The organism is Phenylobacterium sp. FG114 (assembly GCF_057809855.1).
On sequence record NZ_JBMDKU010000006.1, the window covers coordinates 137,540 to 160,117 of the forward strand.

A 22,578-nucleotide genomic window follows, 5' to 3' on the forward strand; every position below is an offset into this window, starting at 1 on the left:
GCTCGCCGGAGGCGAGCAGGGCGAGGAGATGAGGGTCGGAGTGTGGCGTGGAGCTTGAGCCCCACTCCCTCACCCTGGCCGCTGGCGCGGCCTGTCCCTCCCATCAAGAGAGGGAAGAGTTACTTACTCCGCCGCCCCTACTCGGCGGCGAGGGGCAGGATCACCGCCTCGCGGCCGCCGCGGACGAGGCCGCCGGGCAGGGCGCCCGTGTGCTGGCCGTTCTCGAAGGTCACCTGGCCGGACTTCACCGTGTAGCGATAGCCCTCGGCCTTCTGCACCAGGCGGCGCCCTCCGGCGGGCAGGTCGTGGATCGCCTCGGGGCGGTGCAGCTGCAGCTTCTCGAAGTCGATGATGTTCAGGTCGGCCAGCAGGCCGGGCTTAAGCTGTCCGCGGTCGTTCAGGCCATAGGCCCTGGCCGTGTCGCTGGTCAGCTTGCGCACCAGGAACTCCAGCGGGAAACGGTCGCCCTTCACCCGGTCGCGCGCCCAGTAGCTGAGGATGAAGGTCGGCATCCCCGCGTCGGCGATCACCCCGCAGTGCGCGCCGCCGTCCGAAAGCCCGAACAGCACGTTCGGGTGCTGCATGTTCTTGCGGAAGAAGTCGAAGTTGTACGTCACGTAGCCGCCCAGCGGCTGGTAGAACAGCTCGCGGCCGTCGTCGCGCAGCAGCAGGTCGTACATCATCGCCAGTGGCGGCACGCCCGCCGCCTCGGCCATGCCCGCCACGCTACCCTCGCGATCCGGCTCGTAGTTCGGCCTCTCGCCCAGCGGGAAGACCCGCCATAGCAGGCTGCCGCCGAACGCCACCGCCAGGTCGCCGGCCACGCCGTCGCCGATCGCTGCCCGGATCAGCGGGCTGTCTTCGGTGAGCAGCGCCTGGCGGATCTCCGGCGTCTTCATCAGCGCCAGCCGCTCCTCCAGCGACGCATCGGCCAGCTTCGCCTTCCAGGTCGGGCTGGCCATGAACACGTGGAAGCTGGACGTCAGGCCGTGCAGGATGCCCGTGGGGCGTCCGGCGATCTGCGGGCGGATGTCCATCCCGTGGCGGCGGCTCTCCTCGGCGATGTTGTACATCTTGTCGCCTTCGTAGGCGCCGGCCGAGGTGGCCACCAGGGTCACCGGCAGGCCGGTCTCCTGCGCGAAGCCCTTAACCCACATCCACTCGTCGTCGTCTCCCAGGTGGTCCGAGACCATCTCGAACACGCCGTGGCGCAGGCCCTTCATCGAGAGCCCCAGGGCCAGCATTTCGTCCGAGCCGGCGAAGGTGCCGGGCATGTGGACGCCCTTCAGGTCCTTGTGCAGCAGGGTGCGCGAGGTCGAGAAGCCTAGGGCGCCGGCCTCGACGCCCTCGCGCACGATGTCCGCCATCTGGGCGATCTCGTTGGCGTTCGGCTGGTAGTCGGTGTTGCAGCGGTCGCCCAGCACATAGGCCCGCACCGAGGCATGCGGGACGTGCGTGCCGACGTCGATGGCCCGCGGCTTGGCCTCCAGGGCGTCGAGGTATTCGGGGAAGCTCTCCCACTTCCAGTCGATGCCCTCGTGCAGGGCCGAGCCCGGGATGTCCTCGACCCCCTCCATCAATTCGATGAGGAAGCCTTCCTGTCCCGGCCGCACCGGCGCGAAGCCGACGCCGCAGTTGCCCATGATCGCCGTGGTCACCCCGTGCCAGGACGAGGGCGCCATCACCGGGTCCCAGGTGGCCTGGCCATCGTAGTGCGTGTGGATGTCCACCCAGCCCGGCGTCACCACCAGGCCCTTGGCGTCGATCTCGCGCCGCGCCGACCCGTCGACCTTGCCAACCGCCACGATCCGGTCGCCGTCGATCGCGACGTCGCCCGTGAACGCCTCGCCGCCCGTCCCGTCGACGATGGTCCCGCCGCGGATGATCAGGTCGTGCATCGGATCCTCCCAGATCACATGTTCTTCTGAGGAGGATGATCCCGGCGCCGCGACGGAAGTGAAGGGGCTATTCGCGCGTCCGTCAGCGCCTGGCGTGCGGCCGTCGGGTCGGATGCAGCAGGGCCGCCAGCTCGGCGTGCGAGCTCAGCGCGGCGACCTTGGCTGCGGTCCGGCCGAACTCATCGGGCAGCGCGCGGTCGGCGCCGAGCGCGAGCAGGGCCTCCGCGACGGCGATGTGGCCGCCGACCGCTGCGTGGTGCAACGCCGTCATGCCGAAATCTCCGCGCGCGTTCACGGCGGCGCCGAGCGACACCAGGTCCCGCACGTCGGCCTCGTTGCCGCGAAACGCCGCCAGATGCAGCAGCGTGTCGTCGTCGTCCATCCGGCCCAAGGGGCCCAGGAGCGTCGCGGCCTGGTCGTTGTCCTCGTAGGCCGACCGGATCTGTTCGAATGTGCGGGACGCCATCTCGCTACTTCGCCAGGTCGCGCAGGATCGAGTCGTAGTGCGCCAGGTCGCCGTCGATGGCGCTGATCGGCGCGCGCTCGTTCAGCCCGTGGCTGAACTCGTCCGAGTCCTTCATGAACAGGCCCGAGACGCCGTAGCTCGGCACGCCGGCGGCGCGGAAGTACATGCTGTCGGTGGCGCCCGACGCCTGGGCGGGCACGATGGGCAGGCCCGGGAAGCGGGCGTGCACGGCCTTGGTCACCGCCTTCATCACGTCGTCGCGCAGGGGCGAGGCGGGGCTGTCGATCGAGCCGTCGTCCAGGCGGGTCACCGTCACGTCCTTGCCGACGATGCCGCTGATGGTGTCCCTGACGCTGGCCGAAGAGGTGCCGGGGAAGATCCGGCAGTTCACCGTCGCCACCGCCTTCTGGGGCAAGGCGTTCGGCGCATGGCCGCCGCTCAGCATGGTCGCCACGCAGGTGGTGTGCAGCGCCGGACTCCAGGCTGGGTCGTCGCGGATGGTCTTGATCGCCGCCGCGTCGCTGGGGTTCGCGGCGAAGGCCTTCAGCGCCTGGCCCACGGCGCCGGGCGTGTTGCCGCCGGCGGCGGCCAGCGAGGCGCGCGTGATCTCGTTGCTCATCGTCGGCCATTCGTAGGCCTCGAGCTTGTCGAGCGCCTTGGCCAGCCGGTAGATCGCGTTGGTGGGCGTGGGCCGGCTGGAGTGGCCGCCCGGATCGGTGACGGTCAGGTTGAAGTCGGCATAGGTCTTCTCGGCGCCCTGCACGCCGAAGCTGATCGGCTTGCCGTCCTCGGTCAGGCCGCCGCCGCCGCCGTCGACGTTCAGCACCAGCTCTGCGCCCTTCAGCCGCTGGGCCAGCACGGCGGTGGTCTTCATGGTGGTCTCTTCGTCGCCCGACAGCGCCAGCACCACGTCGCGGCCCGGCTTCCAGCCGCTCTTGCGCAGGTTGGCCAGGGTGGCGACCATCATCGAGACGTCGAACTTGTTGTCCACGGCGCCGCGGCCGAAGACGTAGCCGTTCTCCACCACTGGCGTGAATGGATCGCGCGTCCAGTCCTCGGGCTTGGCCTCGACCACGTCCATGTGGCCCGAGATGACGATCGGCTTCTTCTTAGGGTCGGTCCCCGGATAGCGAGCGATCAGGAACGCCGTCCCCGCCATCGGCTCGATGGTGATCTCGGAAGCCTGGTATCCGCCGGCCACCAGCACGCCCTTGAGGTACTCGGCGTAGGGCAGGAACTGGTCGCCGCCCGCCACCGTGCGGTAGCTGATGCCCTTCTTCAGGATCTCCAGCGCCTGGTCGTGCGGCACGGCCGGAGCCTTCGGCGCGGCGAGGGCGGGGGCGGCGAGGGCGGTGGCCAGCAGGGCGGCGGTGAAGGTCTTGAGCACGCGGGAATCCACTGAAGCTGAAGCGAGCGGCGACGCTACAGCCGACGTCCGCTATCCGCCATAGGTCCCGTCCATCCGCTTCACCCCATCGTCGGGAATGGCCAGCCAGTGCGGTTTGCTCGCCAGGTTCTGGTGCAGCACCGGCCGCACGCCGGGATCGTCGTCCAGCGCCGAGGCGGCGACCGGGAACACCTCATGCTCGTCCGACGGCTCGCCCAGCGGGGACCCGCACGACCCGCAGAACGCCCGCGCGTGCTTGAACGGCGCCTCGGGCTCATGGTTGCGGATTGGCTCGGCGCCCGCCGTCAGCCGGAAGTCTTCCCGCCGCACCATCAGCACGGCGGCGAACAGCCCCGCTTGCTTGCGGCAGCGCGAGCAGTGGCAATAGCTGAGGCTCAGCGGCCTGCCGGTGATCTCGAAGCGGACGGCGCCGCACAGGCAACTGCCTTTGATAGGGTCCATGGCGAGACCCTATGCCCGGCCTCCTGCCAACCTTGGCAGCAGTCAGCGCCCTTTGAACTCCGGCGCCCGCTTCTCCATGAACGCCTTCATCCCCTCCATGGCGTCCTCGGTGCGCAGCAGGGGGATGAGCTGCAGGAACACGTGGTGCACGTGCTCGTCGAAGCCTTCCGACAGGCCCATGCGCATCATCCGCTTCGAGGCCTGCACCGCCAGCGGCGCGTTGGCGGCGATCTCCTTGGCCAGCGCTCGGGCCGCTGCGCCCACCTCGGCGTCCGGCACGACCTGCGAGGCCAGCCCCAGCGTCAGGCACTCCGCCGCCGTCAGCGTCCGCCCGGTGAAGATGATCTCGGCCGCCTTCGACCAGCCCAGCAGGCGCGGCAGGAACCAAGTGCCGCCGCTCTCCGGTACGATGCCGCGCTTGGTGAAGGCTGCCGCCAGCTTCGCGCCTTCGGCCATGATCCGGATGTCGCAGCCCAGCGCCGTGTCCATGCCGTAGCCGGCGGCCGAGCCGTTCAGCGCGCAAATCGTAGGCGTGTCCAGGTTGAACATCACCGTCGGCGGCGTGCCGCGCAGGTCGATGTTGGTCGAGGTCGAGGCGCCCTCCAGGCCGGTCGAGCCCTTGGTCGCCCCGCGCAGGTCCAGCCCGGCGCAGAACGCCCGGCCCACGCCCGTCAGGATGATGCAGCGCACCTCCGGATCGCGGTCGGCCTTCAGCATCAGCTGCGCCAGTTGGTTCAGCATCGGCCCGGAGATGGTGTTCATCCGGTCGGGCCGGTTCAGGGTGAGCGTGGCGATATGCTCGCTGACCTCATAAAGCACCTCGTCCTGAACGGCGGTGCTGGCGGCGGCGCTGTCGGCCATGGACGTTCTCCCGGAATTTTCCGGCAGCCTAGCGCATCCGCCAGCTTCCGCAGAGGCAGCGTTTCGGGCTGCCTCAGGCCTGCGGACGGCTCTCCGCGCCGGTCGATTGCGCGCGACCGCCGCCGTGCCGGCCCTCGCCGAACTCCTCGACCATCTTCGCACAGAACGCGGGCAGGTCGTCGGGCTTGCGCGAGGTGACCAGACCCTGGTCCACCACCACCTCCTGGTCGACCCACTCGGCGCCGGCGTTGCGCAGGTCGGTCTTCAGGGACGGCCAGGACGTCATCCGCCGGCCGTCCACGCCGCCAGCGTCGATCAGGGTCCATGGACCGTGGCAGATGGCGGCGATCGGCTTCTCCGCCCGCACGAACGCCCGGATGAAGTCGATGGCGGCGCTCTCGAGCCGCAACTGGTCCGGATTGATCACCCCGCCCGGCAGGACCAGCCCGTCGTAGTTCTCGGGCTGCGCGTCGGCCAGCGTGCGGTCCACCCGTGTCTTGTCGCCCTTGTCGTGATGCTTGAAGCCCTGGATTTCGCCGGCTTTCGGCGCGACGACGTGCACTTCCGCGCCGGCTGCTCGCAACGCTGCGACCGGCTGCTCGAGCTCCACCTGCTCGAACCCGTCCGTGGCGAGCACGGCGATCGTCTTTCCCTTGAGTTTGCCTTCGGCCATGTCGGCCTCCCTTTGAATCAGTGAGGGGAGGTGAACTGGCGGGCGCGCGCCTCGTTCCGACCGTCGAGCTTCCGAGCGCGTCAGTCGTCGATGATCGCGCGGGCCCGTTGAAACACCGCCTCGAACATCTCCGCCGTCAGCCGGCCCGTGTTCGTGTTGAGCCGCGAGCAGTGATAGCTGTTCAGCACGACGTATGGCCCGGCCGGGAACTCGGTTCCGTGGCCCGCGATCCCCGCCGACGCCTTCAGCCCCAGCGCCCGCAGCACATTGCGTCGTGATACATCGCCCAGGGTCACGATCACCTTCAGCCGGGGCAGGGCGGCCAGCCGCGACGCCAGGAACGGCCGGCATGTGGCCTCCTCGACCGTCTCGGGCTTGTTGCCGGGCGGGGCGCAGCGCACAGCGTTGGTGATCATGCAGTCCACCAGCTCCAGCCCGTCGTCGGGCCGCGCCTCGTAGGTGCCGCGCGCGAAGCCGGTCTTCAGCAGGGTCTCGTACAGCATCCAGCCGGCGCCATCGCCGGTGAACGGCCGGCCGGTCCGGTTCGCCCCCATGCGGCCCGGCGCCAGCCCCACCACGCAAAGCTGCCCCTGTTCGTCGCCGAACGAGGCCACGGCGCCGTTGAAGCCGCCGGGCACCGAGATCTTGTTGGCTTCCCGGTACGCCACCAGCCGCGGACACAGCGGGCACTCGCGCGGCGCCTCGGCCGGTTCGGCGACCAGTTCAGATGTCGGCATCGCGTTCCACGTGCGGCGCGCGGCTCTCGGAGAGGAACTTCGGCAGGCGCGAGGGCCGGCCGATCAGGTCGGACAGGTCGGCCAGGTCCACGAAGTTGTCGGCCTGCCGGCGCAGGTCGTCGCTGACCATCGGAGGCTGCGACTTGATAGTGGACACCACCGTCACCCGGCTGCCCTTGCGCTGCACGGCTTCGACAAGCTTGCGGAAGTCGCCGTCGCCCGAGAACAGCACCAGGTGGTCGGCGTGCTCGGCCATCTCCATCATGTCGACGGCGATCTCGACGTCCATGTCGCCGCGGAACCGCTTGCGCCCCTGGCCGTCGGTGTACTCGCGGGCCGACTTCGTCACGAGCTGGTAGCCGTTGTAGTCCAGCCAATCGACCAGCGGCCGGATCGGCGAGTACTCCTCGTTCTCCACCAGGGCGGTGTAATAGTAGGCGCGCACCAGCACGCTGCGCTTCTTGAATTCCTCGAGCAGCTTCCGATAGTCGATGTCGAAGCCGAGGTTCTTGGCGGCCGAGTAGAGGTTGGCGCCGTCGATGAACAGGGCCAGCCGGTCCGTGGGGTAGAAGGTCATCAGCTCGAATATCCCAAACAGCCCTGGGGACCTGAATGGAGCCGTCGTCGTCGCCCTGGGCAGCAATCTTCCGGGCGGCTACGGCTCGTCCGAAGCGTTGCTGGAGGCGGCGCTCGCGCGGTTCCCGGCGGTCGGCTTGAAAATCCTGAAGCGGTCGTCCTGGTGGCGTTCCGCCGCCTGGCCCGACCCAATGGGGCCTGAGTACCGCAACGGCGTCGCCCTTGTCGAGACGAGCGCGCCGCCTGAGGCGGTGCTGGCCGACCTCCTGTCCATCGAGGCGACGCTCGGCCGCCAACGGACCGTGCGCAACGCCCCCAGGTCTCTGGACCTGGACCTGATCGCCCACGGTCGGACCGTGCTCGAGTCGTCCGTCCTGACCCTGCCGCACCCTCGCGCGCATGAGCGGCTCTTCGTCATGGGCCCCCTGGCCGAGATCGCGCCCGGATGGGTTCATCCCACGCTCGGCCGGACCGCCGCGGAACTGGCGGCCACCGCAAATGTCGGGACGGACGCCGCGCCCGCGTCTTGAGCTTAGGGGCAGCCGCCGCGGCGGCCGAGAGAGGACAGACCGATGCGCTTCATGATCATCCGCAAGGCCGACGATTTCACCGAGGCGGGCGGCGAGCCCAAGCCGGAGATCGTCACCGCCATGATGGACTACCACGAGGAGATGGGTCGCCATCTGAAGATCCTGGGCGGCGACGGCCTGCACCCTTCCCGCAGCGGGGCGCGGGTGAAGTTCAACAACGGCAAGCCGCTGGTCATCGACGGCCCCTTCGCCGAGACCAAGGAACTGATCGCCGGCTACACCCTCGTCGAGGCCAATTCCCTGGCCGAGGTTCTCGAATGGGCCCAGCGCTGGCCGGCCATCTGCAGCGAGACGAACGTTACCCTCGAGATCCGCCAGATCTACGAACACGAGGAACTGGGCGAAGCCTTCACCGAGGAAGCCTCCGAGCGGGCGAAGGCGCTGGGGCTGGGTGCGTAAGGGGGCGGGACCTCCGGCGTCTTCGCCGCCTGCGGCCTTTGCGGCGTTGCACAATTCGGCCCGAACCTCTATTTTGCTCGGTTCTATCTCCCTCCCTGAGAGACTCCATGGCCCGCGTCACCGTCGAAGACTGCATCCAAAAGGTGCCGAACCGCTTCAACCTCGTGCTGCTGTCCGCCCATCGGGCCCGCGCCGTTTCGGCGGGCGCTCCGATCATGGTCGACCGCGACAACGACAAGAACCCGGTCGTGGCGCTGCGTGAAATCGCCGACGACGTGGTTGACGCCGAGGAGCTGCGGGAGAACCTGATCGCGTCGCTGCAACGCGTCGACGAGCGCTCGGAAGCCGAGGAAGAGGCTGAAACCCTCGCCCTGCTGGCCGATCCGACCCATATGCAGATGAGCGAGCTGGAGCTGGTCCGCGCTCTGCAGAGCGACCGCGACGGCGGCCAGGAGGAGCGGTACTGAGCCCAGAAGGCGCAGAACCACTCCTAGAGGCGGCGCCTCAACCCGCCGCCACGCCTCCCCCTGTTCCAACCACTGAGCCGCCCATGCAGGCGCCCGTCGTCATGGGCTCCACGCGGCCGCGCATGCTTCGCCAGTTCGAGCTGATCGAGAAGGTCCGCTCGTACGACCCGTCGGCCGACGAGGCGATGCTGAACCGCGCCTACGTCTACGCCATGCGCCAGCACGGGTCGCAGAAGCGGGCGTCCGGCGACCCCTACTTCGCCCACCCGATCGAGGTGGCGGGCATCCTCACCGACTACCGGCTCGACACCGAGACGATCGTCACGGCCCTGCTGCACGACGTCATCGAGGACACCGACGCCACCCGCGAGAAGATCGCCGAGCTGTTCGGCGACGAGATCGCCGAGCTGGTCGAGGGCGTCACCAAGCTGTCCAAGCTGGAGCTCTCGCAGGAACACCTGCGCCAGGCCGAGAACCTGCGGAAGTTCATCCTGGCGATCTCCAAGGACGTCCGTGTCCTCCTGGTGAAGCTGGCCGACCGCCTGCACAACATGCGGACGCTGCACTTCATCAAGCAGGCCGCCAAGCGCGAGCGGATCGCCCGCGAGACCCTGGACATCTACGGACCCCTGGCCCGCTCGATCGGCGTGCACCGCATCTGCGAGGAACTGGAGGAACTGGCCTTCGCCCACCTGAACCCGGTGGGCCGCAACGCCATCCTTCGCCGCCTGGCCATCCTGCGCGAGCAGCAGGGTGGGGCGGTCGAGGCCGTCAGCCGCGAGATCAACACCCGCCTGGAGGCTGCGGGCATCCCGGCCCGCGTCTTCGGCCGCGAGAAGCACGCCTATTCGATCTGGCGGAAGCTGCAGCGCAAGTCGATCGGCTTCTCCCAGCTGTCCGACATCTACGCCTTCCGGGTGATCGTCGACACCGAGGACGACTGCTACCGCGCCCTGGGCGTCATCCACCGGGCCTGGCCGTCGGTGCCCGAGCGGTTCAAGGACTTCATCTCGACGCCCAAGCGCAACAACTACCGGTCCATCCACACCACGGTGGTGGGCTACAAGGGCATGCGCATCGAGATGCAGATCCGCACCGAGGCCATGGACCGCGTGGCCGAGGAGGGGGTCGCCGCCCACTGGCGCTACAAGAACGAGAGCTACGGCTTCGACGCCGAAGCCCAGAAGGCGGCGGGCGGGCGCGATCCGCTGGTCAACCTGCGCCACCTCGTCCAGGTCCTGGAGCACGGCGGCGACGCCGAGGAATTGGTCGAGCATGCCAAGCTCGAGATGTACCTCGACCAGGTGTTCGTCTTCACGCCCAAGGGCCAGCTGGTCAGCCTGCCGCGCGGGGCCATGCCGCTGGACTTCGCCTACGCCCTGCACACCGACATCGGCGACACCACGGTGGGCGCCAAGGTCAACGGCGAGCTGAAGCCGCTGCGCACCACGCTGTCGAACGGCGACGTGGTCGAGGTGATCCGCGGCGGCAAGCCGGTGGTGCCGCCGGATTGGCGCTCGCTCACCGTCACGGGCCGCGCCCGCTCGGCGATCCGCCGCCACATCCGCCAGACCGAGCGCGAGGAGTTCGTGCGCCTGGGCCGGGCCACGGTGGACCAGGCCTTCGACTCGGCCGGCAAGAGCCGCAAGGACGTCTCCCTGCGCCCGGCGCTCGACCGCTTCGCCGTCGCGAGCGAGGACGACCTGTTCGACGCCGTCGGCCGCGGCCGCGCCACGCCCTCCCAGGTCCTGGAGTCCGTCTTCCCCGGCCTGAAGGCCGCCGAGCGCGAGGCCGCCACCGCGCGCCGCCATATCCAGGACGGCAAGACCGCGCGCCTCTACGTGCGCGGCGGCGGGCTGACCCCCGGCGTGACGTTGCACTTCGGCGCCTGCTGCTCCCCGGTGCCGGGCGACCGTATCGTCGGCATTCTGGAGCCGGACGGCCGCGGCGTGACGGTCCACACCATCGACTGCGAGAAGCTGGCCGAATACGAGGACCGCGAGGAGCTCTGGCGCGACCTGCAGTGGACGCCCGAGGCCGAGCGCAACGCCATCGCTCGCGCCCGCCTGACCGCGACCATCAAGAACACGCCCGGCGTGCTGGGCCAGGTCTGCACGCTCATCGGCGAGGCTGGCGGCAACATCGTGAACCTGCGGATGCACCACCGGCAGTCCGACTTCTTCGACGTGGACATCGATGTCGACGTCAACGACGCCCGCCACCTGACCCACATCTCCGCCGCCCTGCGCGCCAACCCCAGCGTGGAAGAGGTCGAGCGGACGAAGGGCGAGGGTTAGGCCCTAGTCGTCGATCAGGACGATGCCGGTGACGTCCTCGCGGTAGCGGCGCTCTTCCTCCCACTGGCGGAGGATGTCGGTGAGGACATAGGGCGGCGCCCAGTCGTAGTCCTCGTGGTTGGCGCCCGCCAGGTACAGCGGGGTGATGGACTTGTAGTTCTGCTCGATGATCGCTTCGCAATACGAGCGGATTGTGGAGCGGTCGGTCGACACCTCGCCCGTGCGGCGCCCCTCGGCGTCGAGCCGCGACCGGCCCACCGGGATCCACAGCGTGGGGTAGGGCTGGTTGTCGATCACGCCCTTCAGCTTGTCCTTGCCCGACAGGTGCAGCCGCAGCGGCCCCATCTTGCGCGTGTAGGCGCCGGTCAGGAGGAAGGCCAGGTCCACCGAGACGATCATCCGGTTCGGGCTGGCCCAGGAGGTCAGGCGAAAGCCGGTGTCGATCGACGGCCCGACGAACTCGCGGGTGATCGAGGGGTTCTCGGGGTTGGCGTAGAACTCGTCGCGGATGTCGGCCTGGTTCAGGATCGGGTCGTTGACCTCGTGGTGCGAGGTCCCGCGCCGGAAGAAGATCTCGGCGTTGGGCGAGGGGAAGAGGCCGATCCAGGCGGTCGACTTCACGTCCAGGTGCTTGGAGGCCTCGTCCCGGCTGCCGCGGTACTCGTTCAGGGTCGCCAGCCAGACGTGCATCAGGGCGTGGGCGTGGCTCAGGCTGTGCAGTTCGCAGACGTAGAGCAGTTCGTCGCCGTTGCTCTTCCAGAACTCCGGCGCGGGCAGGCCATCGTCCAGGCCGCCGGCGAACTCGCGGTACTGTGTTTGAAGAATGTAGTCGAAGTTCCTGTAGAAGCTGACGATTTCAGGTCGCCAGACCTGGCGCATCTGCTTGTAGGGCGTCGAGCCCACCAGGTCGACGCTGAGGAACAGGCGCAGGCGCGGCTTCAGGCCCTCGGGGAAATCGGCCGGGAACACCCGCCGCTCGCGAGCCGCCGCGTCGGCCACGTTCGGCGCCTCGGCCGCGCCTTCGTCGGAAGGCGACGCGTCGGAGCTGAAAGCGGCGATGAACCGCTCCGTGGCCGTGTTTCTTGCGTCCATAGGGCTTCTAGGGAGCCTTGTTTGGCGACTGCACCATCACGAGGTATCAGGCTGCATCCTGCACCAGACATGTTGCCGAGAAGCGAACGCCGATGAACACTGAAGCTGTCCTGGACGAATTCCGCGGCGCGGGCGCGCTGCGCGAGGGCCATTTCATCCTGGCGTCCGGACGGCACAGTCCCATGTTCCTGCAGAAAAACCTGGTCTTTCAATATCCTGAGCGCACCGAGCGGCTGTGCCGGGCGCTGGCCGCCAAGATCGAGGCGCAGTTCGGAAAGCCCGACGTGATCGTGGCGCCCGCGGTGGGCGCGATCATCCCTGGGTATGAGGTCGCTCGCGCCATGGGGGTGCCGTCGATCTACGTCGAGCGGGAAGACGGCAAGTTCAAGCTGCGCCGCGCGTTCAAGATCGCCCCCGGCGCCAAGGTCGTGGTGGTCGAGGACGTGATCACCACCGGCGGATCGTTCCGCGAGGCCGTCGAGCCGATCGAGGCCGCTGGCGGCACGGTCGTCTGCTGCGCGTGCATCGTCGACCGCTCGGGCGGCCGCGCCGACGTGGGCTGGCCGCTGGTGGCGCTGGCGACGGTCGACGTCCCGTCCTACGCCCCCGACGAGATTCCGCCCGAGCTGGCCGCCCTCCCGGCGGAGGAGCCGGGCTCGAAGAGGCTTCGCGGATGAGCAGGCTGCGTCTCGGCGTCAACATCGACCACGTCGCCACGGTGCGGAACGCCCGTGGCGAAGGCTATCCCGACCCGGTGCGCGCCGCCGAGATGGCGCTCGCCGCCGGCGCGGACGGCATCACCGCCCACCTGCGCGAGGACCGCCGCCACATCTCGGACGCCGACATCGACGCGCTGGCCGCCATCTGCCGCCGCCGTGGCCGGCCCCTCAACTTCGAATGCGCCGTGACGCCGGAGATGGAGGCCATCGCGCTGGCCCACCGCCCGCACGCCGCCTGTCTGGTGCCCGAGCGCCGGGAAGAGGTGACCACCGAGGGCGGGCTGGACGTGATCCGCGGCCAGAACACCATCAAGCCCGTGGTGCAGAGATTCGTGCAGGCAGGCATCCGCGTGTCGCTCTTCGTCGACGCCGACGAGGCCCAGATGGTCGCCGCGAAGACGGTCGGCGCCCAGGTCGTCGAGCTCCACACAGGCGCCTACTGTGCGGCCGTCCGCGAACGCAAGCCGCAGGCCGACGCCCTGCTCCGCAACCTCAAGGTCGCCGCAGCCAAGGCCCACGAGCTGGGCCTGGAGGTCCACGCCGGTCACGGCATCGACTACGAGACGGTGAAGCCCGTGGCCGCCATCCCGGAGCTGATGGAGCTCAACATCGGCCATTTCCTGATCGGCGAGGCCATCTTCATCGGCCTGGGCCCGGCCATCCAGCGGATGCGCGCCCTGATGGACGAAGCCCGAGCCAATTCCGCTTCGGAATTGGCTCAGACCTTAGCAAGATGACCAGCATTTCCATGGAAATGCTGGGGGCGACGAAAGCGGCATGATTCTCGGCCTCGGCTCCGACCTCTCTGACATCCGGCGCATCCAGGAGAGCCTCGACCGCTTCGGCGACCGCTTCAAACAACGCGTCTTCACCGAACTCGAGCGCACCCGTTCGGACCGCAAGGTCGACGCCGCCGCCAGCTACGCCAAGCGTTTCGCCGCCAAGGAGGCCTGCGCCAAGGCGCTGGGCACGGGCATGCGTCGCGGCGTCTTCTGGCGCGACATGGGCGTGATCAACATGCGCTCGGGCCAGCCCACCATGGCGCTGACCGGGGGCGCCGCCGAGCGGCTGAAGGAGATGACCCCGCCGGGCATGAAGGCGGTCATCCACCTCACCCTCACCGACGACCACCCCTACGCCCAGGCCTTCGTGATCATTGAGGCCCTGCCGGAGTAGGCCTAGGATTCCCCGCCTACGGGGAGGAACCACATGCGCCGCTATCTGATCGCCGCCGCCGCCCTGGCTCTGGCCACGCCGGCCTGCGCCGACACCCTGCAGGAGCTCACCAGCAAGGGCAGCGTCCTGACGGTGCAGGGGATGGACATCGACGTCACCTACACGCCCGACGGCAAGTTCACCGCCATGGACGGCCAGGTGACGGGCGAGTGGCGCATCGACGGGACCAAGCTCTGCACCAAGTCCAACTTCGACCCCAACGAGTCCTGCGTGGAATATCCCACGGGGAAGAAGTCGGGCGACAGCTTCGAAGTCACCGGACCGCAGGGAACGGCCACGATCAAGATCAAGTAGCTCTGGCTCACCCGGCGAGCGCGCCCAGCCAGGCGGCGGCGACCACCAGCACGAGCCCGGGCGTGACCCGCAGCGCGAACCTGCGTCCTCCGGCGGTGCTCGCGAACACGATCTTGCTGATCGTATTGGTCGTCAGGCCGGCCAGGATCGGCAACACCGAGCTGTCGGGGGCCATGGCGCCGGAGGCGACGAGCGCCCCCACCGAGATGGCGGCCGCATGGGCGTCGGCCAGGCCCGCCACGCCGGCCGCCGCGATCGCGCCTGCGTCGCCGAACCAGGCCCGCAGCGCCGCCGAGGCCAGCATGACCGTCGCCAGGATCGCGCCGAACGTCAGCGCCGCCGCGACACTGACCGCCTTGCCGGGGTCGGCCGCGCCTTCCGCCGTATGCCGCAGGCCGATCAGGGTGAACGCCACGCCATAGACCGCCGCCGCGACCCCCGCCGCGATCAGCGAGGGCGTCATCGCTTCCAGCGCCGGCAGGCTCGTGGCCGCCAGCACCGCCGCCATCTGCAGGATCGTCGCCAGGGTGGAGAGCACCGCGCCGGCGGTGGCGGCCCCCAGGGTCTCCGGCGCGTTGGCGGCCCGCGCGCCCATGGCGCCGATGGTGGCCGTGCTGGACACGAACCCCGACGCCAGGCCGGCGATGGGCAGGCCGAACCGGGCGCCCAGCGCCCGCACCGCCACGTGGCCGACCGCGCTGATCGCCATCACTAGGATCACCAGCTTCCAGACCGTCCGCGGGTTCACGGCCGCGAAGGGGCCGACCCCTCGGTCCGGCAACAGCGGCAGCACCACCAGCGTCGCGGCCGCCAGCAGCAGCGCCGCCTCCAGCTCCTCCTCGGTCAGCACGTCCGAGACGAAGTGGTGCAGGCGGTTGCGGCCCGCGAGCAGGATCGCCAGGCCCACGCCGACGGTGGCCGCCAGCTGCGGCTGGCTCATGGCCAGCGCGCCGATCAGCGTCGTCACCAGGAGCGCGATCTCGGTGGTCAATCCAGGGTCGCCGTCCTTGCGGGTCCGCCAGTAGCCGAGGGCGATCAGCGCGCCGACGACGACCGTGGCGGCCGCCAGCATCAGCACGCCGCCCAGCAGGGCGCTCAACGCTCCGGCCAGCGCGGCGACCGTGAACGTCCGAATCCCGGCGGCGGCGAGGTCGGGCTTGGCCACCTTGCGTCGTTCGCGCTCGGCCCCGATCAGCAGGCCGGCGCCCAGGGCGACGCCCAGTTTCACCAGGAGATCGGTATCCATTCTCAGCCTCGGCGGATGGCCTCGTCCCAGGCTTTACCAGACTCGCGACCGCCCGGCGGCGGGTTCAGTCCGCGCGCCGCCGCACCTGGGCGGGATCGTAGAAGAAGGTCTCGCGCCAGACCTTGTCGCCCCGCCACTCCTGCCAGGCGATCTCCTCGAAGCTGTTCACGTGGCCCGTCTTCGAGGTGAAGGTGAAACGCCAGTGGATCGCCACCCGGTCTCCGTCCACCAGCACGGGGCTTATCAGCTCGGTCTTCACCTCCGCCTGGCGCGCCAGCATCCGCGCCTCGCCGGCCATCAGCGCCTCGCGGCCCACGCGCGGCGCGTCCTGGTTCTCCTGCATCGAGGCGTCGTCGGCGTACCAGTCGCGGATCGCCTCCACGTGGTCGCCGTGCACCACCTGATTGACGAAGGCCTCTACGGTCTCGCGGCTGGGCATCGGCAGGCTCCGAAGGTTCAGGCGGCGGCGGCGCGGCGCTGGGCGATCCGCGGCCACAGGGTGTTGAGGGCCAGGCCGCCCAGGACCAGGACGGCGGCGGTCAGCTTCCACGAGGTCAGGGGCTCGTGCAGCAGGATCGCCGAGGCGCCCATGCCGAACACCGGCACCAGCAGCGACAGCGGCGCGATCGTGGCCGCGGGATGCCGAGCCAGCAGCCAGGCCCAGACGCTGTAGCCGAAGATCGTATTTCCGACGGACTGCCACAGCACCGCCAGCCAGCCGCCCAGGTCGGCGTGCTGGATCGAGACGGCGACCTGCGGCCCTTCCATCACCAGCGCCAGGGCCATCAGCGGCGGGGCCGAGAACAGGCTCGCCCAGACCACATAGGCCAGCATGTTCACCGGTCCGGCCGCCCGCTGCACGGTGTTGCCGCCGGCCCAGCCGAGGGCCGCGAGCACCACCAGGAACAACCCCATCGGCGTGACTTCGGCGTTGGTGTGGATCATCAGCCAGCCCAGTCCCGAGGCGGCGAGCGCCAAGGCGCCCAGCTGATAGCCCCGCAGGCGCTCCCGCGCGATCAGCATGGCGAAGCCGATGGTGAAGAACGCCTGCACCTGGACCACCAGGCTGGCCAGCCCGGGCGAGATCATGCTGGTCATGGCGATGTAGAGCAGGCCGAACTGCCCCACGCCGATCATCACGCCATAGGCCGCCAGGTTCCACCAGCTCACGTTCGGCCGCTTCAGGAAGAAGATCGCCGGCAGCACCGCGAAGGTGAAGCGGAGCGCCGCGAAGGTCAGGGGCGGGAACTCGGCCAGCCCCCACTTGATGACCACGAAATTGGTGCCCCACACCGCCACCACCACCAGGGCCAGCAGGAGGTGCAGCGGGGGCAGGGCGTCGCGGTTCATGCGGCCTACATAGGGCGCGTAGCGGGGCTGTCACCGGTCCATTTGCCCGCAACTGGCCCTTGATCATCGGATTGGGCGCGATCCGCCCTTCTCCCCCGGGGATGGACGATGTCCCCGGCCCGGCGACCGATCGCCGCCTCTCACATTGTTCACGGGCGCGGAACTTGCTCATGGGCTAGGGAGCGGATACGCAGGCGCCAGCTTCGGGACGCCGAAGCGCCCAGGGATTACGAATGAGCGAGAACGTGCAGAGCGTGAAGACGCCTGAAAAGTCCGGCGCGTGGCACGAGCTGGTCGAGATCTTCAAGACCATCTTCTGGGCGCTGCTGATCGCCCTGGTCCTGCGGGTGATCTTCTTCCAGCCCTTCACGATCCCGTCGGCCTCGATGGAGCCCAACCTCTACGAGGGCGACTACATCATCGTCTCCAAGTTTAGCTACGGGTACTCGCACCACTCGATCCCGTTCAGCCCGCCGCTGTTCAAGGGCCGGATCCTGGCCCAGCCGGCCCAGCGCGGCGATATCGTCGTGTTCAAGCTGCCGAGCGACAATCGCACCGACTACGTCAAGCGCGTGATCGGCCTGCCGGGCGACCGCATCCAGATGAAGGCCGGCCTGCTGTACCTGAACGACAAGCTGGTGCCGCGCCAGGCCCTGTCGCCGGTCCGCGAAGACGTGGGCGGGGGATACGTCCGCGACGTGGCGCGCTTCCAGGAGCGCCTGGCCACGGGCAAGAGCTTCGTCACCCAGGACTTCGGCACGGACGGCGAACTCGACAACACCGACGTCTTCATCGTCCCCGAAGGCCACTACTTCATGATGGGCGACAACCGGGACAACTCGTCCGACAGCCGCGTGAACCCGGCGATCGGCGGCGTGGGCTACGTCCCGGCCGAGAACCTGGTCGGCAAGGCCCAGATCATCCTGTTGTCCTGGAAGCCCGAAGCCTCGATCTTCAAGCCCTGGACCTGGGTGCTCGACGCCCGTCCCAGCCGGTTCTTCAAGGTCCTGAAGTGAGCGCCTGCCCCCTATGAATGCTAGGGTTGCGGCCGTCGAAGACCTCGAGCGCCGCATCGGCCACACCTTTGCCGACCGCGATCTGCTCGAGCGGGCGCTGACCCACGCCAGCGTGGGCGACGGCGCGCGCGAGGTCCGCCACAACGAGCGCCTGGAATTCCTTGGCGACCGCGTCCTCAATCTCTGCGCCGCCGAGCGCCTGATGGCCCTCGACCCGGACGCGCGGGAGGGGGAGATGTCGCGCCGCCTCGCCAGCCTGGTGAACTATCACGCCTGTGCCCGCGCGGCCGAGCGCGCCGGCCTGCCGGCCGCGCTTCGCCTGTCGGCCAGCGCCACCAAGGTGGGGGCCCGCAAGTCCGACGCCGTGCTGGGCGACGCCTGCGAGGCGCTGATCGCGGCGCTCTACATCGACGGCGGGCTGGAGACGGCCAAGGCGTTCTTCGAGCGCTTTTGGGCCGATGAATTCGCCCACCTCGACGCGCCGCGCGCCAAGGACCCCAAGACCCAGCTCCAGGAGTGGGCGCAAGGCCTCGGCCTGCCATTGCCGGCCTACGAGGTCGTGGGTCGCGAAGGCCCGGCCCACGCGCCGGTCTTCACGGTCGAGGTGCGCGTGAAGGGCTTCGAGGCCGAACGGGGCGAGGGCGGATCGCGCCAGGCCGCCGAGAAGGCCGCCGCCCAGGTGATGTTGCTCAAGCGCGAAGGCGTGGAATCCGAGGCCAGCCAATGACCCAACATGCCGGCTTCGCGGCCATCATCGGCGCGCCCAACGCGGGCAAGTCGACCCTCACCAACCGCCTGGTCGGCGCGAAGGTCTCGATCGTGACCCAGAAGGTCCAGACCACGCGCTTCCCCGTGCGCGGCGTCGCCATCGAAGGCGAGACGCAGATCGTGCTGGTCGACACCCCAGGGATCTTCCAGCCGCGCCGCAAGCTGGACCGCGCCATGGTCCGCGCCGCGTGGGGCGGGGCCGAGGACGCCGACGCCATCGTGCACCTGGTCGACAGCGTCGCCGAACTCGCCGCCCCTACCAAGGAGGGCAAGCCCGCCGACCGCCGCGCCGCCGCCGACGTGGAGTCCATCGTCGAGGGGCTCAAGGCCTCGGGCAAGAAGGCGATCCTGGCGCTCAACAAGATCGACGGCATGAAGCGCGAGACCCTGTTGGGCCTGTCGCAGCGCCTGTTCGAGACCGGCGTCTATTCCGAGGTGTTCATGATCTCCGCCGCCGACGGCTCGGGGGTCGGCGACCTGAAGGCGCGGCTGGCGTCGCTCATGCCCGAGGGGCCCTGGCTCTATCCGGAAGAACAGACTGCCGACCTGCCGGCCCGCCTGCTGGCCGCCGAGATCACCCGCGAGAAGCTCTACCTGCGCGTCCACGAGGAGCTGCCCTATTCGGCCGCCGTCGAGACCACCGCGTTCGAAGAGCGCAAGGACGGCGGCGTGCGTATCGAGCAGACCATCTATGTCGAGCGCGAGAGCCAGCGCCCGATCATCCTGGGCAAGGGCGGCCAGACCCTGAAGTGGATCGGCCAGAAGGCCCGCGAGGAACTCACCGAGCTCCTGGACCGCCCCGTCCACCTCTTCCTGCATGTCACCGTCGACGAGAAATGGGCCGACAAGCGCGAGTTCTACGGCGACGTGGGGCTGGATTTCGAGGCCTGAGTCGGCGCCTCGCCTCTCCCGCGGGGGGCTTGCGGCCGACACATGACCTCGCAGGTAATCGCGCGCGGTCTCATTTCGCGGTCATTGGTCGCAAGCCCAAGGAGCTTGCCATGACCGAAAAGACCCCGCTCGCTGTCGTCACCGCCTTCCTCAAGGCGATGGAAGCCCTCGACTACGACACCGGCTGCAAGCTGGTCGCCCCCGACTGCGAGTACACCAACCTGCCAATGGGGACCGCCCGCGGCCCGGAGGGCGTGCGCGCCACCCTCGAGCCGTTCTTCGCGTCGACGATCAGCAACCGGTTCGTCATCCTGCGCCAGGTCGTCGACGGCGGCACGGTGGTGATCGAGCGGCTCGACCGCCACCAGTTGGGCCCCGACCGTTGGGCTGAACTCCCGGTGATCGGCATCTTCGAAGTGCGGGACGGCCTGATCACCGTCTGGCGGGAGTACTTCGACCTGGCCACGCTTTTCCGCGAATGGCCCGAACTGCAGCAGGCCACTGCCGCCTGATCCTGGCGCCGGGTCGCGACGCCGCCGTCTTCCCCCCGGCGGCGGCGCGCCATACATCATCGGTATGGTCGACCTCGACGCCTATTTCGCCCGCATCGGCTACGCTGGCCCACGCGACGCCAGCCTGGCGACGCTGGGCGCGCTCCACGCCTTGCACCCCGCCGCCATCCCCTTCGAGGCTATCGACTGCCTGCTGGACCGGGGCGTCGACATCTCGCCCGCCGCCGTCGACGCCAAGCTCATCGACGGCCGCCGTGGCGGCTACTGCTTCGAGCACAACAGCCTTTTCACCCGTGTGCTCACCACCCTCGGCTTCGAGGTCGAAGGGTATGCGGCCCGCGTCCGCTGGAACTCTCCGCCCGGCGCCCCGGCTCAGCCGCGCACGCACCACGTGCTGAAGGTTCGCGCCGAGGGTCGGGACTGGTTGGTGGACGTGGGCTTCGGCGGCTGCGTGTTGACCGCCCCCTTGCGCTTCGTGGAGAGCGAGGTCCAGGCCACCGACCACGATACCTACCGACTGCTGCCGATTGAGGGCGGCGTGGCCCTGGAAGTGCGGCGCGAGGTGGGGTGGGTCCCGGCCTACGATGTCTCCCTCGTCCCCTGCGTCCCGCGCGACTACGAGATGGCCAACTGGTTCACCTCCACCCATCCGACCAGCCACTTCCGCGCCAACCTTCTGGCCGCGCGGACGACGCCCGAGGCCCGCTACGGCCTGCTCTTCAACCGCTTCACCACCCGGCCCATCGGCGGCGAGCCGACCAAGGAGACCCTGGACGCGGACGGCATCGAACGGGTCTTGTGTGACACCTTCGGCCTGCCGGTCGAGCCGTCTTGGCGCTCGATGATCGAACGCGCCGCGAATTCTCCAGCGCCCTGATGGAATTCGAGGACGATGCCTTCGTGCTGGCGGCCCGCGCGCACGGCGAGGCGGGGGCGATCGTCGAGCTCCTCACCCAGCGCCACGGCCGCTATGCCGCCCATGTGGCCGGCGGCGCCTCGCGCAAGATGAAGCCCTTCCTGCAGCCCGGCGCACAGGTCCTGGTCCGCTACCGCGCCCGCGTGTCCGACCAGCTGGGATCGGCCCAGCTCGAGCCGGTGGGGGAGGGGCCGGCCGCCCTGTTCGACGATCCGCTGGCGCTCGCCGGCTTGGCCGCCGCCGCCGCCGTGGCCGCCGGCGCGCTGCCGGAGCGCGAGCCGCATCCCGGCGCCTACCTGGCCTTCGAGGCGCTGAGCGCCGCGCTGGCGATCCCCGACATCTGGCCCGCCGTCTTCGTCCGCTTTGAGGCGGGCCTCCTGCAGGATCTGGGCTTCGGCCTCGACCTGTCCAGGTGCGCCGCCACCGGCGCTGTCGACGACCTGGTCTATGTCAGCCCGCGCACCGGCCGCGCCGTCAGCCGCGAGGCGGGCGAACCCTACAAGGATCGCCTGCTGGCGCTGCCGCCGTTCCTGCTGGGCGCCCAGGCCGGCCTTGGCGCGGGCGACGTGGGCGCGGGGCTGGCGCTCACCGCCCATTTCCTCGAGGCCTACATCTTCGGGCCGCTGAACCGCCCGCTGCCGCCCGCCCGCCTGTGGCTGCTGGACCGCCTGCGCGAGGCCGACCGGCTCTAGGTGACCAGCAGTACGAACCCCGCGGCCGCCCAGCTCGCCAGCACGCCCACGCCGGCCGCGCCCTGCGCCAGGGTCGGCGGCGAGCGCCACCAGCCGTTCGCCCGCACCGCGTAGACGAAGACCACGGCCGGCGCGGCGAACAGCACCGCGGCCATGCCGGGTCGGGTCACGCCCGCCAGGATCAGTCCGCCGCCCAGCCACGCCAGCACGAGGCCGCTGGCCAGGCCCAGTTTGGTCCGCAACGTCATGCACGGATCCTCACTCGAATGGCCTTTCCTCTTGCTCAACCAGCATGGTTTCCGCCGCAAACGAGCTCTGCTACAAGCTCGCGCCATGACCGGTCGCAAACGCAATCAGGCCAATTGCCAACAGCGCTGCCCAGCAGCGGTGTTTGCGCGCGTCTGTGCCGAGACCTGACGAACCCGGTCCTACGGCAAGCCTCGCAAACCCCGCTCCGGCGGGGTTTTTGCTGCGCGCAGCCCCGCCGAGCCCCGTCCGTCCCAGGAGCTCTCCATGCCACCCCACCGCCACCTCACCGACGCCGACATCGCCCGTATCGGGCTGGGCGTCGCCGACCGCAGCCTGCCCAAGTCCGAGTGGACCCACGCCGCCCACTTCGCCGCCGCCTTCTGGCTGCTGACCCGCGAGGGCGTCGAGGCGGAGGCCCAGATGCCGGGCCTGATCCGCGCCTACAACGAGGCCACCGGCGTCGAGAACACCGACAGCTCGGGCTACCACGCGACCATCACCCTGGCCTCGCTGCGCGCCGCCCGCGCGCATCTGGCGGCGCGGCCCCACGTCGGCCTGTCCGAAGCCCTGGCCGAGCTGTTGGCCGGGCCCCTGGGCCGCTCCGATTGGCTGCTGGTCCACTGGTCTAGGGACCTGCTGTTCAGCCCCGCCGCCCGCCGCGCCTGGACCCCGCCCGACCTGCAGCCCCTGCCGTTCTGAGCGCGGACGCACGCAAAACCGCAGGGGGGTCCTGCGGTCTTGCGCATTGTCCGCCCAAGGCCCCGCTCGTACCAAGCGGGCCTTC

Annotated in this window: 28 protein-coding genes; 15 read left to right on the plus strand and 13 right to left on the minus strand. The window is 69.6% G+C overall.

The features are described from left to right. Nucleotides 1-137 precede the first annotated feature (137 nt). The 8 genes from ACODSY_RS12070 to ACODSY_RS12105 form a co-directional block, all read right to left on the minus strand. Complete coding sequence (locus tag ACODSY_RS12070; RefSeq protein WP_488951993.1) at nucleotides 138-1,898, minus strand: N-acyl-D-amino-acid deacylase family protein; 1,761 nt, start codon at nucleotides 1,896-1,898, stop codon at nucleotides 138-140. 82 nt (nucleotides 1,899-1,980) lie between these two features. Further along, entirely contained in the window at nucleotides 1,981-2,364 is a 384-nt protein-coding gene (locus ACODSY_RS12075) for an ankyrin repeat domain-containing protein (RefSeq protein WP_488951994.1), read from the minus strand. A 4-nt stretch (nucleotides 2,365-2,368) separates the two neighbouring features. Next, a complete protein-coding gene (locus tag ACODSY_RS12080; protein WP_488951995.1) occupies nucleotides 2,369-3,751 on the minus strand; it encodes a M20/M25/M40 family metallo-hydrolase in 1,383 nt (460 codons plus the stop codon). Between the two features lie 51 nt (nucleotides 3,752-3,802). After that, complete coding sequence (locus tag ACODSY_RS12085) at nucleotides 3,803-4,213, minus strand: GFA family protein (protein WP_488951996.1); 411 nt, start codon at nucleotides 4,211-4,213, stop codon at nucleotides 3,803-3,805. Nucleotides 4,214-4,255: 42 nt separating this feature from the next. Beyond that, a complete protein-coding gene (locus ACODSY_RS12090; RefSeq protein ID WP_488951997.1) occupies nucleotides 4,256-5,074 on the minus strand; it encodes an enoyl-CoA hydratase/isomerase family protein in 819 nt (272 codons plus the stop codon). A 73-nt stretch (nucleotides 5,075-5,147) separates the two neighbouring features. Further along, nucleotides 5,148-5,747, minus strand: coding sequence for a type 1 glutamine amidotransferase domain-containing protein (locus tag ACODSY_RS12095; protein WP_488951998.1), 600 nt, complete (start codon nucleotides 5,745-5,747; stop codon nucleotides 5,148-5,150). 80 nt (nucleotides 5,748-5,827) lie between these two features. After that, a complete protein-coding gene (locus ACODSY_RS12100; protein WP_488951999.1) occupies nucleotides 5,828-6,484 on the minus strand; it encodes a uracil-DNA glycosylase in 657 nt (218 codons plus the stop codon). Beyond that, a complete protein-coding gene (locus ACODSY_RS12105) occupies nucleotides 6,471-7,061 on the minus strand; it encodes a LabA-like NYN domain-containing protein (RefSeq protein WP_488952000.1) in 591 nt (196 codons plus the stop codon). The genes ACODSY_RS12100 and ACODSY_RS12105 overlap by 14 nt, the downstream gene beginning before the upstream one ends. A gap of 55 nt (nucleotides 7,062-7,116) precedes the next feature. Here ACODSY_RS12105 and folK point away from each other — a divergent pair, with 55 nt between their 5' ends. From folK to ACODSY_RS12125, 4 genes are all read left to right on the plus strand, one after another. Then, nucleotides 7,117-7,590, plus strand: coding sequence for a 2-amino-4-hydroxy-6-hydroxymethyldihydropteridine diphosphokinase (folK, locus tag ACODSY_RS12110; protein WP_488952194.1), 474 nt, complete (start codon nucleotides 7,117-7,119; stop codon nucleotides 7,588-7,590). A 42-nt stretch (nucleotides 7,591-7,632) separates the two neighbouring features. Next, nucleotides 7,633-8,049, plus strand: a complete 417-nt coding sequence (locus ACODSY_RS12115; protein WP_488952001.1) for a YciI family protein — start codon at nucleotides 7,633-7,635, stop codon at nucleotides 8,047-8,049. Between the two features lie 107 nt (nucleotides 8,050-8,156). After that, nucleotides 8,157-8,516: a DNA-directed RNA polymerase subunit omega gene (gene rpoZ / locus ACODSY_RS12120; RefSeq protein WP_488952002.1), complete on the plus strand. Its 360-nt coding sequence runs from the start codon at nucleotides 8,157-8,159 to the stop codon at nucleotides 8,514-8,516. Between the two features lie 83 nt (nucleotides 8,517-8,599). Next, on the plus strand, nucleotides 8,600-10,813 hold the full coding sequence (locus ACODSY_RS12125; protein WP_488952003.1) for a RelA/SpoT family protein: 2,214 nt from the start codon (nucleotides 8,600-8,602) through the stop codon (nucleotides 10,811-10,813). A 3-nt stretch (nucleotides 10,814-10,816) separates the two neighbouring features. Here ACODSY_RS12125 and ACODSY_RS12130 read toward each other — a convergent pair whose 3' ends face one another. After that, on the minus strand, nucleotides 10,817-11,905 hold the full coding sequence (locus ACODSY_RS12130; protein ID WP_488952004.1) for a hypothetical protein: 1,089 nt from the start codon (nucleotides 11,903-11,905) through the stop codon (nucleotides 10,817-10,819). A gap of 92 nt (nucleotides 11,906-11,997) precedes the next feature. Between ACODSY_RS12130 and pyrE the strand changes: the two genes are divergently transcribed. From pyrE to ACODSY_RS12150, 4 genes are read left to right on the plus strand one after another with little or no spacing between them, the layout of a single operon-like run. Then, on the plus strand, nucleotides 11,998-12,582 hold the full coding sequence (pyrE, locus tag ACODSY_RS12135) for an orotate phosphoribosyltransferase (protein ID WP_488952005.1): 585 nt from the start codon (nucleotides 11,998-12,000) through the stop codon (nucleotides 12,580-12,582). Then, nucleotides 12,579-13,361: a pyridoxine 5'-phosphate synthase gene (locus tag ACODSY_RS12140; RefSeq protein ID WP_488952006.1), complete on the plus strand. Its 783-nt coding sequence runs from the start codon at nucleotides 12,579-12,581 to the stop codon at nucleotides 13,359-13,361. Before pyrE ends, ACODSY_RS12140 begins: the two co-directional genes overlap by 4 nt. A 40-nt stretch (nucleotides 13,362-13,401) precedes the next feature. Next, entirely contained in the window at nucleotides 13,402-13,800 is a 399-nt protein-coding gene (gene acpS / locus ACODSY_RS12145) for a holo-ACP synthase (RefSeq protein ID WP_293395586.1), read from the plus strand. Between the two features lie 33 nt (nucleotides 13,801-13,833). Further along, nucleotides 13,834-14,154, plus strand: coding sequence for a hypothetical protein (locus ACODSY_RS12150; RefSeq protein ID WP_488952007.1), 321 nt, complete (start codon nucleotides 13,834-13,836; stop codon nucleotides 14,152-14,154). Nucleotides 14,155-14,161: 7 nt separating this feature from the next. Here ACODSY_RS12150 and ACODSY_RS12155 read toward each other — a convergent pair whose 3' ends face one another. The 3 genes from ACODSY_RS12155 to ACODSY_RS12165 form a co-directional block, all read right to left on the minus strand. Next, entirely contained in the window at nucleotides 14,162-15,400 is a 1,239-nt protein-coding gene (locus ACODSY_RS12155) for an MgtC/SapB family protein (protein WP_488952008.1), read from the minus strand. A gap of 64 nt (nucleotides 15,401-15,464) precedes the next feature. After that, nucleotides 15,465-15,839, minus strand: coding sequence for a nuclear transport factor 2 family protein (locus ACODSY_RS12160; protein ID WP_488952009.1), 375 nt, complete (start codon nucleotides 15,837-15,839; stop codon nucleotides 15,465-15,467). A 17-nt stretch (nucleotides 15,840-15,856) separates the two neighbouring features. Next, nucleotides 15,857-16,750 (minus strand): EamA family transporter, encoded by an 894-nt coding sequence (locus ACODSY_RS12165; protein WP_488952010.1) that lies wholly within the window; start codon nucleotides 16,748-16,750, stop codon nucleotides 15,857-15,859. A 233-nt stretch (nucleotides 16,751-16,983) separates the two neighbouring features. Here ACODSY_RS12165 and lepB point away from each other — a divergent pair, with 233 nt between their 5' ends. From lepB to recO, 6 genes are all read left to right on the plus strand, one after another. Continuing rightward, nucleotides 16,984-17,766 carry a signal peptidase I gene (lepB, locus tag ACODSY_RS12170; RefSeq protein WP_488952011.1) on the plus strand — a complete coding sequence of 261 codons (783 nt, stop codon included), beginning with the start codon at nucleotides 16,984-16,986 and terminating at the stop codon, nucleotides 17,764-17,766. Nucleotides 17,767-17,779: 13 nt separating this feature from the next. Next, nucleotides 17,780-18,493 (plus strand): ribonuclease III, encoded by a 714-nt coding sequence (gene rnc / locus ACODSY_RS12175; RefSeq protein ID WP_488952012.1) that lies wholly within the window; start codon nucleotides 17,780-17,782, stop codon nucleotides 18,491-18,493. Next, complete coding sequence (era, locus tag ACODSY_RS12180) at nucleotides 18,490-19,425, plus strand: GTPase Era (RefSeq protein WP_488952013.1); 936 nt, start codon at nucleotides 18,490-18,492, stop codon at nucleotides 19,423-19,425. Before rnc ends, era begins: the two co-directional genes overlap by 4 nt. A gap of 110 nt (nucleotides 19,426-19,535) precedes the next feature. Next, nucleotides 19,536-19,937 (plus strand): limonene-1,2-epoxide hydrolase family protein, encoded by a 402-nt coding sequence (locus ACODSY_RS12185; RefSeq protein WP_488952014.1) that lies wholly within the window; start codon nucleotides 19,536-19,538, stop codon nucleotides 19,935-19,937. A 64-nt stretch (nucleotides 19,938-20,001) separates the two neighbouring features. Next, nucleotides 20,002-20,814, plus strand: coding sequence for an arylamine N-acetyltransferase family protein (locus ACODSY_RS12190; protein WP_488952015.1), 813 nt, complete (start codon nucleotides 20,002-20,004; stop codon nucleotides 20,812-20,814). Further along, nucleotides 20,814-21,545: a DNA repair protein RecO gene (gene recO / locus ACODSY_RS12195; protein WP_488952016.1), complete on the plus strand. Its 732-nt coding sequence runs from the start codon at nucleotides 20,814-20,816 to the stop codon at nucleotides 21,543-21,545. Before ACODSY_RS12190 ends, recO begins: the two co-directional genes overlap by 1 nt. Here recO and ACODSY_RS12200 read toward each other — a convergent pair. Beyond that, nucleotides 21,542-21,793, minus strand: a complete 252-nt coding sequence (locus ACODSY_RS12200; RefSeq protein WP_488952017.1) for a hypothetical protein — start codon at nucleotides 21,791-21,793, stop codon at nucleotides 21,542-21,544. The two genes, recO and ACODSY_RS12200, sit on opposite strands and share 4 nt — an antisense overlap. 265 nt (nucleotides 21,794-22,058) lie before the next feature. Here ACODSY_RS12200 and ACODSY_RS12205 point away from each other — a divergent pair, with 265 nt between their 5' ends. After that, a complete protein-coding gene (locus ACODSY_RS12205) occupies nucleotides 22,059-22,493 on the plus strand; it encodes a hypothetical protein (RefSeq protein ID WP_488952018.1) in 435 nt (144 codons plus the stop codon). Nucleotides 22,494-22,578 lie beyond the last annotated feature (85 nt).

What these genes read in the sequence shown, in the direction of transcription:
- ACODSY_RS12070 (WP_488951993.1), bottom strand. Translation starts at nt 1,898, where the DNA reads ATGCACGACCTGATCATCCGCGGCGGGACCATCGTCGACGGGACGGGC.
- ACODSY_RS12075 (WP_488951994.1), bottom strand. Translation starts at nt 2,364, where the DNA reads ATGGCGTCCCGCACATTCGAACAGATCCGGTCGGCCTACGAGGACAAC.
- ACODSY_RS12085 (WP_488951996.1), bottom strand. Translation starts at nt 4,213, where the DNA reads ATGGACCCTATCAAAGGCAGTTGCCTGTGCGGCGCCGTCCGCTTCGAG.
- ACODSY_RS12090 (WP_488951997.1), bottom strand. Translation starts at nt 5,074, where the DNA reads ATGGCCGACAGCGCCGCCGCCAGCACCGCCGTTCAGGACGAGGTGCTT.
- ACODSY_RS12095 (WP_488951998.1), bottom strand. Translation starts at nt 5,747, where the DNA reads ATGGCCGAAGGCAAACTCAAGGGAAAGACGATCGCCGTGCTCGCCACG.
- ACODSY_RS12100 (WP_488951999.1), bottom strand. Translation starts at nt 6,484, where the DNA reads ATGCCGACATCTGAACTGGTCGCCGAACCGGCCGAGGCGCCGCGCGAG.
- ACODSY_RS12105 (WP_488952000.1), bottom strand. Translation starts at nt 7,061, where the DNA reads ATGACCTTCTACCCCACGGACCGGCTGGCCCTGTTCATCGACGGCGCC.
- ACODSY_RS12115 (WP_488952001.1), top strand. Translation starts at nt 7,633, where the DNA reads ATGCGCTTCATGATCATCCGCAAGGCCGACGATTTCACCGAGGCGGGC.
- rpoZ (WP_488952002.1), top strand. Translation starts at nt 8,157, where the DNA reads ATGGCCCGCGTCACCGTCGAAGACTGCATCCAAAAGGTGCCGAACCGC.
- ACODSY_RS12125 (WP_488952003.1), top strand. Translation starts at nt 8,600, where the DNA reads ATGCAGGCGCCCGTCGTCATGGGCTCCACGCGGCCGCGCATGCTTCGC.
- ACODSY_RS12130 (WP_488952004.1), bottom strand. Translation starts at nt 11,905, where the DNA reads ATGGACGCAAGAAACACGGCCACGGAGCGGTTCATCGCCGCTTTCAGC.
- pyrE (WP_488952005.1), top strand. Translation starts at nt 11,998, where the DNA reads ATGAACACTGAAGCTGTCCTGGACGAATTCCGCGGCGCGGGCGCGCTG.
- ACODSY_RS12140 (WP_488952006.1), top strand. Translation starts at nt 12,579, where the DNA reads ATGAGCAGGCTGCGTCTCGGCGTCAACATCGACCACGTCGCCACGGTG.
- acpS (WP_293395586.1), top strand. Translation starts at nt 13,402, where the DNA reads ATGATTCTCGGCCTCGGCTCCGACCTCTCTGACATCCGGCGCATCCAG.
- ACODSY_RS12150 (WP_488952007.1), top strand. Translation starts at nt 13,834, where the DNA reads ATGCGCCGCTATCTGATCGCCGCCGCCGCCCTGGCTCTGGCCACGCCG.
- ACODSY_RS12155 (WP_488952008.1), bottom strand. Translation starts at nt 15,400, where the DNA reads ATGGATACCGATCTCCTGGTGAAACTGGGCGTCGCCCTGGGCGCCGGC.
- ACODSY_RS12160 (WP_488952009.1), bottom strand. Translation starts at nt 15,839, where the DNA reads ATGCCCAGCCGCGAGACCGTAGAGGCCTTCGTCAATCAGGTGGTGCAC.
- ACODSY_RS12165 (WP_488952010.1), bottom strand. Translation starts at nt 16,750, where the DNA reads ATGAACCGCGACGCCCTGCCCCCGCTGCACCTCCTGCTGGCCCTGGTG.
- lepB (WP_488952011.1), top strand. Translation starts at nt 16,984, where the DNA reads ATGAGCGAGAACGTGCAGAGCGTGAAGACGCCTGAAAAGTCCGGCGCG.
- rnc (WP_488952012.1), top strand. Translation starts at nt 17,780, where the DNA reads ATGAATGCTAGGGTTGCGGCCGTCGAAGACCTCGAGCGCCGCATCGGC.
- era (WP_488952013.1), top strand. Translation starts at nt 18,490, where the DNA reads ATGACCCAACATGCCGGCTTCGCGGCCATCATCGGCGCGCCCAACGCG.
- ACODSY_RS12185 (WP_488952014.1), top strand. Translation starts at nt 19,536, where the DNA reads ATGACCGAAAAGACCCCGCTCGCTGTCGTCACCGCCTTCCTCAAGGCG.
- ACODSY_RS12190 (WP_488952015.1), top strand. Translation starts at nt 20,002, where the DNA reads ATGGTCGACCTCGACGCCTATTTCGCCCGCATCGGCTACGCTGGCCCA.
- recO (WP_488952016.1), top strand. Translation starts at nt 20,814, where the DNA reads ATGGAATTCGAGGACGATGCCTTCGTGCTGGCGGCCCGCGCGCACGGC.
- ACODSY_RS12200 (WP_488952017.1), bottom strand. Translation starts at nt 21,793, where the DNA reads ATGACGTTGCGGACCAAACTGGGCCTGGCCAGCGGCCTCGTGCTGGCG.
- ACODSY_RS12205 (WP_488952018.1), top strand. Translation starts at nt 22,059, where the DNA reads ATGCCACCCCACCGCCACCTCACCGACGCCGACATCGCCCGTATCGGG.